Consider the following 13,484-nt stretch of genomic DNA (forward strand, 5'->3'; position numbering starts at 1 on the left):
CCATCACTTAAAGCAAGATAAGCACCATTGTCCGTGAATCTATTGATCGGTAGGGTGCTGATTATTCCTAATTCTCTCATATTTGTATTTCCGTATCTTTTGTAATTGACTACAAATTGCGACAAAGGTAATGATTTTTAATAGGGAATTACCGAGGATTAAATAAGTATCCTAAAATGTGCCACACATCATCTATATCTTCCTGAACCGGGTTATATAATCATCTTTTTGTTATAATTTACGGTTTCAACCTATCGATATTAAATTAATCACTTAAAATTAGGAGTCCTTGGACTTACCACCTATCCTTTATATTAGATAAATAAGCGTGGTATTTTTATACCTTTTATTCTTCTGCTGATTCCTTTAAATAGAGTTTGAATAAGGTTAATTCAACGTTGAATGGAAATCCGGATAGGGAGTTTCATCCGGTATTTCACTTTTGATCAGTAATTTCCGGAAATCAGTTCATAAAAGACAACCTCAGATCTTTAGGCTTATCTAATAAAATATAGCTTGTTTTATATGAAATGGCCTTCGTCTAAGCAAATTCATAGATTTAAAAGCGGTCAAAATGAAAATTTAATGGTAAAATTTTAAATCGCGATTAATTTTTTACCTTCAAAATTATTATTACCCCTATTTTAGGTTTTCTTTGTGTAACAAAAATTCTTTTCAAGCCAAACAATCAATATGGAGTCTTTAATACACGCCCTAAACAACATCATATGGAGTAATGCATTAATTGTTCTTTGCTTGGGTGTCGGCATATACTTTTCAATTGTTACAAAATTTCTTCAGATCCGGTATTTCAGGGAAATGATCAAATTATTGTTTGGTGGAGAATCCTCTGACAAAGGAGTAACTTCATTTCAGGCCTTCGCAATCGCCATTTCGGGAAGGGTTGGAACAGGAAATATTGCGGGAGTGGCAACAGCCATAGCCATGGGAGGACCCGGAGCTATTTTCTGGATGTGGATCATTGCCTTTTTGGGAAGTGCTTCTGCATTTATAGAAGCCACCCTTGGTCAAATGTATAAGGAGGTTAAAGATGGTCAATATCGTGGCGGTCCCGCTTTCTATATTGAAAAAGGTTTGGGGATTAGGTGGTATGCAGTTTTGTTTGCCTTTGCCACCATTCTTAGTACGGCTTTCTTTTTACCGGGTGTGCAAAGCAACAGCATTGCCATCAGTGTAGAAAATGCTTTTAATGTCCCCGTTTGGATCACAGGTTTGGTGATTTGTGGTTTTCTGGCCCTAATTATTTTTGGAGGTGTAAAACGAATTGGAAAGGTGGCCCAAATAGTGGTTCCTTTTATGGCTGCAGCCTATATCATTATGGCCATTATTATTATGGCCATGAACTTCACGGAGATCCCCGGAGTAATTAAATTGATCATTACTTCTGCTTTCAATGCTGAAGCTACTTTTGGTGGTATTTTTGGAATGGCCATCTCTTGGGGGATCAAACGAGGGATATATAGCAATGAGGCAGGTCAAGGAACAGCACCTCATGCTGCCGCTGCTGCTGAAGTAAGTCATCCTGTGAAACAAGGTTTAGTGCAGGCATTTTCTGTGTATGTGGATACCTTATTCATTTGTACGGCCACTGCCTTTATGATCCTCTTCACGGGGCAATACAATGTAATTAATCCGGAAGGCGGCTTCTTGGTTGAAAACCTTCCTGGTGTTACCTATGGTCCTGAATTTACCCAATTCGCAATCAGCGAACATTTTCCTAATCTTGGTGCAGGTTTTATTGCCATATCCCTGGCATTCTTCGCCTTCACCACCATCATGGCCTATTACTATATCGCAGAAACAAACCTAAGTTTTCTTCAAAAGGATCAGCACCGTGATTGGCCTTTATTTGCACTTAGGGCTTTGATTATAATTGCAACCTTTTATGGAACCGTAAGGACTGCTGAACTGGCCTGGACATTGGGTGACATTGGTGTAGGCATAATGGCTTGGCTCAATATGATCGCAATTATTTTGCTTCGCAAACCTGCAATGGCCGCTCTTAAAGACTATGTGGATCAAAGGAAGAAAGGACTGGATCCAACTTTTGATTCTAATAGCTTAAATGTAAAAAATATCGAAGAGTGGGATAAAATCAATTGATATATCCTAAGAAATTTTCTCCCTGACTTTCCGCTTTAATGTTTAAGGTAAGAGTGGGGAATATTGGGTTTACCCTTAAAAAAAATGTAATTATCTGAAACTTAAAAACGTTCAGTAGCAAGTCCAAAGGCAGACCAGTCAATTGGCTGATTAAACCCGAAACATACAAAAGCCCTTTAATTCCGTGCTGAAATCGATATAAAATCAACCACTACGTATTTTTTTCAATTTTACCATTCCGATGCTAATCTAAAATTTCCAAACAACTTGAGTTTTTTTGCGATTGCTCCATTCCCTGAAAAAGCTCAGGTCATGCATCAAGAAGCTTATAGCCTCATAAGGGTTAAAATACTTGTTCTTTTTTTAATGCTTTGGTAGGAGCTCAGCTTAATCCTGATACTTCTTTAAAAACTTTAGGATAGGGATATAAGTTTAATTATTTAGGAAATCATTTTTTGGTCAGATTATTGAACTGGAAAGCAATAATTTCTTACCTTATTACTATTAAATTCTAAACCCAAACGTAGCATGGAAAAGATTTTTTCTCAACCAACCAATGGAAGTCTTGTTCTCCTTCCCACCTTGTATAAGGTATGGTCGGATGCCAATATTACCAACAGCGAACATGAGGCTTTTCAGTCTTTCTTTAAAAAAGCAGATTGGTTGAGCAAAGAAGACAAGGATTATTTAACCAATAAATTAGACCCTGAATTTCCTCCGGCAAGAGAAGAGTTGGAGCTGTGGTGGAAAACCATTAAATCAGCGGTTGCTGAAGACAAAGTTTACCCACACCTTTCCAGCATTGGAGTAGAAATATTAAAAAAGCATGCACCTAATGTTGCGCAAAACATCCCATTAGAAAAGGTTGAAAATGAACTGGCCAAGCTGGAAAACCAGTTGGGAATCATAGGCAAGTCCGCTGCTTTGACATTTAAGTCTAAGCATTCCAATCTCTCTACCTCCTATGAAACACAAGCAGCCTTTGCTACTGAAAAATTAACCTGCCTCTTAGATGGCAAAAGAAAACCCTTGATAGATGAAATCAAATCTTTTATATCTAAGAAGGAATTTGATTACGTAGATCCAGGAAATTTAAGAGAATACAGAGAGCAAGTACTTCTTTGGTGCAAAATGTTGGCTGACAAAGGTTATGGATCCATCGGCTATCCAGAAGAATTTGGAGGAGCCAATGACATGGAAGGATATTTTACAGTCATGGAAACCCTAAGCTATCGTGACCTGAGTACGGTAATAAAATTTGGTGTTCAATTTGGCTTGTGGGGAATGAGCGTTTATTCCTTGGGAACGAAAAAACACCACGAAAAATATTTAAAAGATATCGGAAGTTTAAAACTACCCGGTTGTTTTGCCATGACAGAAACCAATCATGGTTCAAATGTTCGTGGCATAGAAACTACGGCCACTTACAATCACCAAGAAAAAAAATTCACTATCCATACACCACATATAAATGCAAGAAAAGAATACATCGGCAATGCAGCCCTTCATGGGAGGATGGCCACTGTTTTTGCCAAGCTAATCATCGATGGAAAAGACTATGGGGTAAGTACATTCATCGTTCCATTACGGGATAAGGAAGGCAATACCTTACCGGGAATATCCATTACGGATTGTGGTAGAAAAATGGGCTTAAATGGAGTAGACAACGGCTTGATAAGTTTTGACTCCATTGTTATTCCCAAAGAAAACATGCTGGACAGGTTCTCCTCTGTTGATGATAATGGAGATTTTCAAAGCCCCATTGCCAGTGACAACAAAAGGTTTTTCACCATGCTGGGAACTTTGGTTGGTGGAAGGATAGGTATTCCTCGCTCAGCAATTGCTGCATCAAAATCCGGCCTTACCATAGCCATTCGGTATGCTGATAAGCGTAGGCAATTTGGACCCGATGGCACTGCAGAAGTACCCATACTCAACTACCGCATGCACCAACGAAGACTGCTACCTCTTTTGGCCAAAACTTATGCCTGTCATTTTGCCATGGAGTACGTTACAGATCGTTTCCTAAATAGGAAAGAGGAAGAAATGCAAGAAATTGAGGCATTGGCTGCAGGTTTAAAAGCTTATGCTACCTGGCACAATACCGACACCCTACAGGAATGTAGAGAGGCCTGCGGTGGTAAAGGCTTCCTTTCTGAAAACAGGATTGATGCCCTAAAAAATGATTCGGATGTATACACCACCTTTGAGGGAGACAACACGGTTTTGTTACAACTTGTAGCCAAGAGTAGGCTCAGTGCTTACAAAGAACAGTTTGAAAACATGAACTTGTTTACCATCATCGATTATGTGGTAGCCAAAGCCAAAACAAGCCTAACCGAAAAGAATTATATTATCACTAGAAATAAGGACGAGTCCCATCTTTTGGATTCTGAATTTCATTTGAATGCCTTTCAATACAGAGAAAACAGCATTCTAAACGCTGCAGCCAAGAGGTTAAAACGATTAATGGGTGAAGGAATGGATCCTTTTGATGCGGTGAATGTTGCTCAACATCACCTTTACACATTAAGTTTGGCATATATTGAAAGGGTTGTTTTAGAGAAATTTATTGAGAAAATTGAGCAAACGAGTGATCCTGAACTTAAACAAGTTCTCAAGCAACTCTGCGACCTCTATGCCTTGCATCAAATTGAAAAACACAATGGATGGTATTTGGAGCAAGGCTATATGGAAGGTGGTAAATCCAAGGCCATTCGAAAAATGGTCAATCAATTGTGTTGGAATATGCGTAAGAATGCCGTCCCATTGGTCAACGCATTCAATATTCCTGACGCATGTCTTGCTGCTCCTATAGCCACCTAGGTTTTTATGGAAGAAATCCAGGTATTTGTAGTTCTAGGGCTCTCCTTGCTGTTTTTTATATGGGGAAAGATAAGGTATGACCTTGTCGCGCTTTCTGCGTTAATTTTGTTGGCCATACTTGGTCTCGTTCCTTATGATACTGCCTTTATGGGGTTTAGCCATCCGGCTGTCATTACCGTAGCAGCCATACTTGTGGTAAGTAAAGGGCTTGAAAATTCAGGAATAGTCAATGTAATTGTTGCATTTATGGAGAAGGTTGGAAATAACCTTAGCCTCCAGATTGCTACCATGTCCGGAGCAGTAGCCCTTGCTTCCGGATTTATGAACAATATAGGAGCCTTAGCTATATTTATGCCTGTTGCCATACAATTGGCAAGGAAACACAATTATTCTCCATCCGTCATTTTAATGCCCATTGCTTTTGCTTCTTTATTGGGTGGGCTTACCACCCTTATTGGCACCCCTCCCAATATCATTGTATCTTCATTTCGAGCCCAAAGTGGAGAGGCAGCATTTGGAATGTTTGACTTTACCCTTTTGGGAGCCGTGGTGGCTATTGCCGGTGTTTTTTTCATTTCTACAGTAGGTTGGCGATTAATTCCTATAAGAAGAGGCGAATTTTCCAATGAAGCTTTATTTAAAATTGAAAACTACATTACAGAAATTGTACTTAGAGAAAATTCTTCTCTAGAAAACAAGGCCATCCAACATATAACAGGAGATAAAGAAATAGATGTCAAGGTCTTAGGCGTAGTAAGAAACAAGGTTAGAATTCATGCGCCAAGCCCCTATTTTATCCTTATCCCCAATGACATTCTTATCATGGAGTCCAATACTGATGACTTGGAAGAATTTATCAACAAATACCAAGTTGATCTCGTGGGGGATGAAGATTTTTTAGAAGAGATTGAAGATAAAAATGAAATCGTCAATACTGAGGGAATCATACAAGAAAACTCATCATTGATTGGGCAGACAGCATCGAGTATACATATGCGTTCAAGGTTTGACGTTAATCTATTGGCCTTGTCGCGAGGAAATAGGACTCTGATAAAGCGAATCGATCATGAAGTTTTCCGCTCGGGAGATGTATTACTCTTGCAAATGAGAAGAGATAAAATCTCGGAAACTTTTAAAGAGATGCAATGCTACCCTTTAGCCAAGAGAAGCATTAAAATTGGTCAACCAAGACGTACTGCCTTGGCCCTGTTTCTCTTTGTCTTGGCTATTATTTCAGTAGTATTGGGTTGGCTTCCTGTTGCCATAGCTTTTACTTTGGCAGCCATGGGAATGGTTTTTAGTAAAATTCTTCCTTTAAAAAATCTTTATTCAAGTATCGACTGGCCTGTTATAATCTTGCTTGGCGCAATGATTCCCGTAGGGCATGCCTTTGAAAGCAGTGGTGCCGCCAATACCATTACCCAATTGATATTGTCAAGTGCCCAAAATTTACCTACATGGACCCTTCTTGGATTGATAATGCTAACGACCATGCTTTTGTCTGCTTTGATAAATAATGCAGCAACGGTGGTATTAATGGCCCCGATAGCCTTACAAATAGCTACTGCTTTACAGTTTTCAGCTGATCCGTTCCTAATGGCCATAGCCATAGGGGCCTCCTCCTCATTTCTCACCCCTATAGGACACCAGTCCAATACACTGGTTTTAGGTCCTGGAGGCTACCAGTTTGGTGATTATTGGAAACCAGGACTACCTCTAACCATCATTGTAATGGTAGTAAGTATCCCCATGATATTGTGGATTTGGCCGCTCTAGCAAGAGCGATTCCCAACTGCCTCAACGGCCTACTAAAATCAAATGCTAAAGACTAAAAAAAGGGACATTGTTTCTGCTTCAGTAACAATGTCCCCTATCCGGATTAAAGTCTATTCTGGAACTTCACTTCCCCACCAATCTTCATTGGGTTGCCAGTTTTTGTCCAAGAAATCAAGTCGCTGTCTTTCAAGTCGAGGCATCAATTCATTTTCCATATTATCGAGTCTTTCCTCGAATAGTGATTGATCGAAGGCTTCATCCGGCCTAGGCATCAATACTTCCTTATCATTCAAGTACTCGGTTAGTAAAGTAGATAAGGATGCCTTGATTTCAGGAGAAGCTTCTGAAAGTTCTTTTTCCTCAAATGGGTCATCAGGAATACGATACAATTCCTCATGTCCGTCTTCAAAATACCGAATCAATTTCCAATCTCCTTTTCTCACCATGGCAGAAGGCACTCCTCCTTGGTTTCCATAATGGGGATAATGCCAGAATATAGGTCGCTGGTCCAAGGCTTCACCTTCAATCAGAGGCTTCAAACTTCTCCCCTCAATTTCCTGAGAAATATTCACCTCTTCTGGAAGATAATCCAATAAAGTAGGCAGAAAATCCGCACCTACTACCGGGTAATCAACAGGTGCTTTAGGTTGTGTTCCCGGAACTTTTATCAAATAAGGTACACGTACGCCACCTTCCCAATGATGTCCTTTACCACCTTTAACAAACAAGTTGGAGGTGGCAAATGCATCTCCTGCAACTACTCCCCCATTGTCTGAGGTAAATACCACGATTGTGTTTTCCGCAAGCCCCAATTTCTCAAGTTGATCCATCACTATTCCCACAGCATCATCTACATATTCTACCAGGCCTGCATAGTTGGGATTGTCCTGAACCGTTCTAAATGGAAGTTTCTCTCCCATCTCAAATCCCTTATCAGCGATCCCCATGGCTTCAGCTTTATCTCTATATTTAGCCCATTTTTTTTTGCTGGTTTGTACCGGAGCATGTACCGCATAAAAAGACAGAAAAGCCAAAAACGGTTTGTCTTTACTTCTGTCCATAAAGTTGGCTACCTCATTTGCCAATCGGATGGTAAGGTTCTCACCATCGGGGCCATTTTTTATTTTAGGGTTGGTGTAAGGCGCAAAAAAGCCTCCTGAAGGGGACCCCTTCTCCCAACCGCCAATATTTTCATCAAATCCATGATCCTCCGGATAGCTCCCTTCATCTCCCAAATGCCATTTTCCTGCAAAAAAAGTATTGTAGCCATTGGCTTTGAAGGCTTCTGCCAAGGTGGTACTTTCTTTTGGCAGCTGATACACATAATCTGCAGGAAGCATGGGGTCATGCCTCTTATGTGTCCTCCAATTCTCTCCTGTTTTCGCTCCAATCCAATCGGTAATGCCATGACTGGCGGTAAACTGACCGGTCATAATCGTGGCTCGGGCAGGGCTACATACCCTACTTCCTGAATAACCATTGGTAAATTGCCAACTGTCTTTGGCCAAGTTGTCAATATTGGGTGTCTCATAAAATGTGGACCCTGAATATCCCAGGTCCGCATAACCCATGTCATCCACCAGAATAAATAAGACATTGGGAGCCTTCTCTGAGATTTCCACTTTTTCTGAAGTACAGGAAAAGGTCCCCAGGCATAGCAAACATAGGCTTGCTAAACTCAATTTGGATAATTTGATCATTGTTTAAAGTCTTAATGTCTTAAAAATTTACTTATTAAGTTCAGATGCATACAATTTAAAAACCGGATTGGGTGTATGGTTTTCCTCCATCAATGCTTTGAATGATTTCACCAAGTCAGGATGCTGGTCTGCGATATTGTCTTCTTCCCCCGGATCTTCTTCCAAGTTGTACAATTCAATTGGAGGGTTATTGTCTTTTCTAAGATTAAGTCTAATGGCTTTCCATTTGCCTTTCCTAATGGCTTGTTTTCCTCCTTGTTCAATAAACTCCCAATACAAATACTCATGTTCTTCCTGTTTTTCTGCTTTGCCAAGAAGCGTAGGTTCAAAGGAAATCCCATCTGTATTTTCGGGCAATTCGCTTCCTGTCAAAGCTGCAACTGTAGGGTAAATATCCCAGAAAGCAGAAATATGATCTGTTTTGCCCGGTTTAATTTTTCCTGGCCAATTGGCAATCATTGGAACCCTGATTCCCCCTTCGTACAAATCCCTTTTGTAACCTTTCCAAGGACCATTGCTATTGAAGAAGTCGGGGTCTGCTCCTCCCTCTTTATGGGGTCCATTGTCTGAAGTGAAAATTATTAATGTATTGTCTCTGATCCCCAATTCTTCAAGCTTGCCTACAATTTCTCCTACTTGTTTATCCAGTAATTCCACCATGGCCACAAAGGCAGCCCGGGGCTCCTCCTGAGACATATAACCTCCAGTTTTATAGTTAGGTCCTTCATCCACTCCTTTATAGCGCGTTTCATCAAACCTACCCCGATAATTTTTCATTTTCTCTTCCGGAACGATTAATTCAGCATGTGGGATTATGGTAGGTACATACAGGAAGAAAGGGTTTTGACTATTTTCTGATATGAAATCCAAGGTCTTTTTATGGATAAGTTCAGGGCCATATTCCTCCAAATTTGTTCCGGCATTTCCTTCCAATACCAAGGAATCTTGATTGTCCCATAGGTGAAAAGGGTAATAATTATGGCCCATTCTTTGGCAATTGTATCCGAAAAAAACATCTACTCCTTGTTTATTGGGATCCCCTTCAGAACCAGGATACCCTAATCCCCATTTACCAAAAGCTCCAGTAGTATAGCCTTCTGCCTTTAAAGACTCAAATATGGTAAAAACAGAGTCGGGCAGCGGGTATTGACCTTCAGGCTGTATTTCATAATTTCCCCGTACCGGAGCATTTCCTGTATGTAACCCAGAAACCAAGGTACTTCTGGAAGGTGCACACACCGTAGAACCGGAATAATGTTGATTAAAAAACAAGCCTTCCTTAGCTAGTTTATCAATATTTGGAGTTGCAATATGTGCTTGTCCATTAAAGCTTAAATCACCATAACCTAAGTCATCTGCTAAAATATAAATGATATTTGGTTTAGATATGGTAGATTCAGGCCTTGTGTTCCTTTCCTGTTTTGAGTTACACCCAAATAAGGAAAGAGTAAGCAAGCCAAGACTTAAAAAGATAGAAGGTTTGTTCATATAAATTAAAGGTATTCAAAGGTTTATTATATCATTTAATTGTACATTCAAAACTAAAGTTTTATACTGCCATTTGAAATCAAGCTTTCCTCATACATTTTCAATTTAATTCCAAGCTTTAAAGTTGAATACCAGTATTCGGATCAGTCCATTCTTGGCAATATTTCGACTTCCGATATTATCGGCAAATTACATATTCTTTCCTTTAATTAAAATGATGATTTAACCCTTTACTATTTTATGTGCCTTAACAAAATCCGGATCCAGTGTAACTCCCAAGCCTGCTCCGGTTGGCACGCTTACTATTCCATCGACACTCGAAAGGTCAGAAGTAGGACAATCCAAAGGTATATCTCGGTTTAGACCTTTAAACTCATGATATGGTCCTGCATTAGGAATAGCGGAAACAAAATGTAACATGTATAAATAGCCTAACCCGGAACCGGAGATATGTGGTGTGCATTCTTTTCCTGTGATTGCCGCCATTCTTGAAACCTTCATGGACCTAATCATTCCACCAAAATAAAATATATCGGGTTGAACAATATCCAATGCATCATTTTCAATCAACCATTTAAAATTATGAATGCTAGGCTCTTGTTCACCCCCGGCAATAGGTATCTTCAATGCCTTATTAACTTCTAATGTCTCTTCATACCAATCAAACGGAACTGGTTCCTCATAAAAGTCTAACTTATATTCTTGTAATATTTTACCAATCCTAACTGCCTCTTCTACTGAATATGAACCATTTGAGTCGGCATAAATGGTCATATTTGCACCAAATCTTTCTCTTACTAAAGGGATCAATTTCTCTGATCTTCCCGAAGGAAAATCCCGGTCATTGCTCATTCTTCCACCTATTTTAAACTTCAATGCTTTGGCGCCGGTTTCCTGAACTTGGGCTTCAATTAAGTCTATAGATTCTTCGGCAGATTTTCCTCTATAATTATTCGCCTGATAAACAGCTATTTTAGGATTATGGATTTCACCAATAAGCTCCCCAATACTCTTATCAGTTAAATACCCTAACATATCTAAAATAGCAAATTCAAGAGTAGCTAATGGCACCCATAAGGCCAGACTTTGCAATTTGTAATTGCTTTTGTATACATAAACTTCTTCAAGTAGTGTTTCAAGATTTCTGGCATCCTTCCCAATAAAAAAGGGTTGAATCCGATGCAAAAATATAGGGTATAGGTAAATCATTTGCATATTATTGCTTACAGCTATCCCTTCTGCACCATCTTTAGACCTTACCCGGCAAATAAAATTATCCTCCTTCCTTAACAACTCAATTGAGGTGATCCATACGGGCTTTTTTAATTCAAAAATATTTAAAACAGGTGTTATTAAGGCCTGTTTGATCGCTTGGTTTTTAAAAAATTCTGGCGTTTCTCTTAAATCGGTTTTAACCCTAGCTCCCATTATTCCGGCAGCAGCTCCCAAACCTGCCTTATGGATAAATTTTCTTCTTCCTGAATCCATTTTAAAATTTAACTATTTTAGACGAATGGAATACAAACCTGTCCTGGCTGTTACGAAAAGTGTTTTCATATCCTGTCCGCCAAAAGCCAGGTTGGCAGGGGTTTCGGGAAATTTAATCGTACCTAGTAATTCTCCTTTTTCTGTAAAGACCAAAACACCTCCGGGTCCGGTTGCGAATATATTTCCTTCCGGATCAACTTTGATACCGTCAGGATTACCTTCCCCTGATAATTCAGATGCGTCAAAAAACACCTTACCCTTTCCTATTTTTCCAGACCTGCTAATGGGATATTTTATAAATTGCTTGGGTTGACCGGAATTGGCTACATATAAATTTCGCTCATCGGGAGACAAAGCAATACCATTGGGTCTGTAAAGGTCATCAGCTATCAATTCAATTTCTCCATTAGCGTATTTATAGACACCATTGAAGGATAAGGTATCAGTGGCATTTTTTGGTCTACCATATGGAGGATCTGTAAAATATATGACTCCCTGGCTATCCACAATCACATCATTGGGGCTGTTCAATCGGGTGCCCATATAATTATCTACAATAGTGGAATAATTGCCTTCAGAGTTTAACATGCTTATTTTCCTACCACTATGTTCTGCAATTATCAAGTTCCCTTCATTATCATAGGTTAACCCATTGGAATTTTGACTGGGTTTTCTAAAGGAGATAATTTCACCGGTAGGCTCAAGCTTAAAGATTGTATTGGCAGGTATATCACTGAACAGCAAAAATTGTCCCTCCTTGTTCCAAACCGGTCCTTCTGTAAATTGGAAGCCATCGTGAAGTTTAATAACTTGGCTGTTTTCATCTATTAGATCCAACAGTGCCGGATTTGCGATATCTAGATGCTGCCCATATATTGAAGAGAAGCAAAAGAAGGTTACGAAAATTATTAAGATCCTTTTCATGATGTTTTGGGTTTAAATATGTAGATAGGGTTTTGCTTCTGAAATATAAAACTAAACAGTTATATTTCATACAATTCTACAGAATATCAACACTTTAAAGAAAAGAATAGATCAATTAGTAGCTGGTTTCATCTATTTTTACTTTACCCCTAAAAGTTATGTATACAAAGGCAGTGTATCCCAGGACCAAAGGGGTACCAATGGCAGCAAATGTGAGCATTATTCCTAAAGATTTATCTGAAGAAGCGGCATTGTAAACAGTTATGGTATAATTCGGATCAAGGGTAGAATACAACAAGTTGGGATACAATTCTATGGCCACCAAAACAAGAAGCAGGCTTATTGTTAGGGATGAAAAAAGAAAGGCTTGCCCATACTTTTTCTTATTCGCCAATCTCGGCACATTGGCTATACAAAGCAAGGCGGCCAATGGAACGATAAAGAGTTCAGGGTTTCCCCTGAATGTATCGGATAAATGAGGTATATAAATGAGGGTATACAAAGAGGTGATACCAAAACTAACCATAAAGAAAATCATTCCTTTCTTTAACAAAAGGGTAAGTTTTGCAAACATTCTTCCTTCGGTTTTCAATAAAAGGTAAATGGCACCGTGTGACATCATAAGGGCAAGTGTAGAAATGCCCACCATTATTGCATAAGGGTTTAAAAAGCTTAAAAAACCTTCGCCTTCATACTCAAACCCTTCTCCGAGTGGCATTCCTAAAAGCACATTGCCAAGAACAATACCAAGTAAAAAAGGCAACATAATACTGGATACAGAATAGGAAATATCCCACATTTTTCTCCACCATAACATGGGTTCTTTACTCCTAAACTCTATAGAAACCGCCCGCATGATGATTACCAATAAAAATAACATAAAGGGAATATACATGCCTGAAAATAAGGTGGCATACATTACAGGAAAACCTGCAAACAGCGCTCCACCTCCAATGACCAACCAAACCTCGTTTCCATCCCATACCGGACCAATGGCATTGAGGGCCAACCTTCTGCTTTTTTCTTTCTTAAAAAATAAGTGCCAGTCACCGGCACCAAAATCAAAACCATCCAAGATGGCATATCCAGAAAACAAGCCTCCTACTACTAAAAACCAAAGGGTGGGATAATCGATTCCAAATAAGGTCTCCATATTTT

Annotated in this window: 8 protein-coding genes; 3 read left to right on the forward strand and 5 right to left on the reverse strand. The window is 39.3% G+C overall.

Going from position 1 to position 13,484, the window contains the following annotated elements:
• The first annotated feature begins 693 nt into the window (after positions 1-693).
• The 3 genes from AAC037_RS01025 to AAC037_RS01035 all read left to right on the forward strand — a co-directional run bounded on the left by AAC037_RS01025 (position 694) and on the right by AAC037_RS01035 (position 6,726).
• The gene (locus AAC037_RS01025; RefSeq protein ID WP_339900980.1) at positions 694-2,124 is read left to right on the forward strand and encodes an alanine/glycine:cation symporter family protein; all 1,431 of its coding nucleotides are present in this window, start codon (positions 694-696) and stop codon (positions 2,122-2,124) included.
• A 528-nt stretch (positions 2,125-2,652) separates the two neighbouring features.
• Positions 2,653-4,950, forward strand: coding sequence for an acyl-CoA dehydrogenase (locus AAC037_RS01030; protein ID WP_339900981.1), 2,298 nt, complete (start codon positions 2,653-2,655; stop codon positions 4,948-4,950).
• A gap of 6 nt (positions 4,951-4,956) precedes the next feature.
• Positions 4,957-6,726 carry an SLC13 family permease gene (locus AAC037_RS01035; protein ID WP_339900982.1) on the forward strand — a complete coding sequence of 590 codons (1,770 nt, stop codon included), beginning with the start codon at positions 4,957-4,959 and terminating at the stop codon, positions 6,724-6,726.
• Positions 6,727-6,836: 110 nt separating this feature from the next.
• On the opposite strand, the gene AAC037_RS01040 is transcribed toward AAC037_RS01035, so the two are convergent.
• The 5 genes from AAC037_RS01040 to cydB form a co-directional block, all read right to left on the reverse strand.
• A complete protein-coding gene (locus tag AAC037_RS01040; RefSeq protein WP_339900983.1) occupies positions 6,837-8,426 on the reverse strand; it encodes a sulfatase in 1,590 nt (529 codons plus the stop codon).
• Positions 8,427-8,453: 27 nt separating this feature from the next.
• Positions 8,454-9,914 carry an arylsulfatase gene (locus tag AAC037_RS01045; protein ID WP_339900984.1) on the reverse strand — a complete coding sequence of 487 codons (1,461 nt, stop codon included), beginning with the start codon at positions 9,912-9,914 and terminating at the stop codon, positions 8,454-8,456.
• Positions 9,915-10,136: 222 nt separating this feature from the next.
• On the reverse strand, positions 10,137-11,402 hold the full coding sequence (locus AAC037_RS01050; protein WP_339900985.1) for a mandelate racemase/muconate lactonizing enzyme family protein: 1,266 nt from the start codon (positions 11,400-11,402) through the stop codon (positions 10,137-10,139).
• Between the two features lie 12 nt (positions 11,403-11,414).
• Positions 11,415-12,326 (reverse strand): SMP-30/gluconolactonase/LRE family protein, encoded by a 912-nt coding sequence (locus AAC037_RS01055; protein ID WP_339900987.1) that lies wholly within the window; start codon positions 12,324-12,326, stop codon positions 11,415-11,417.
• Between the two features lie 115 nt (positions 12,327-12,441).
• Positions 12,442-13,479: a cytochrome d ubiquinol oxidase subunit II gene (gene cydB, locus AAC037_RS01060; protein WP_339900989.1), complete on the reverse strand. Its 1,038-nt coding sequence runs from the start codon at positions 13,477-13,479 to the stop codon at positions 12,442-12,444.
• Between the last annotated feature and the right edge of the window lie 5 nt (positions 13,480-13,484).

This window comes from uncultured Cyclobacterium sp. (genome assembly GCF_963976465.1).
Classification (GTDB): Bacteria; Bacteroidota; Bacteroidia; order Cytophagales; family Cyclobacteriaceae; genus Cyclobacterium.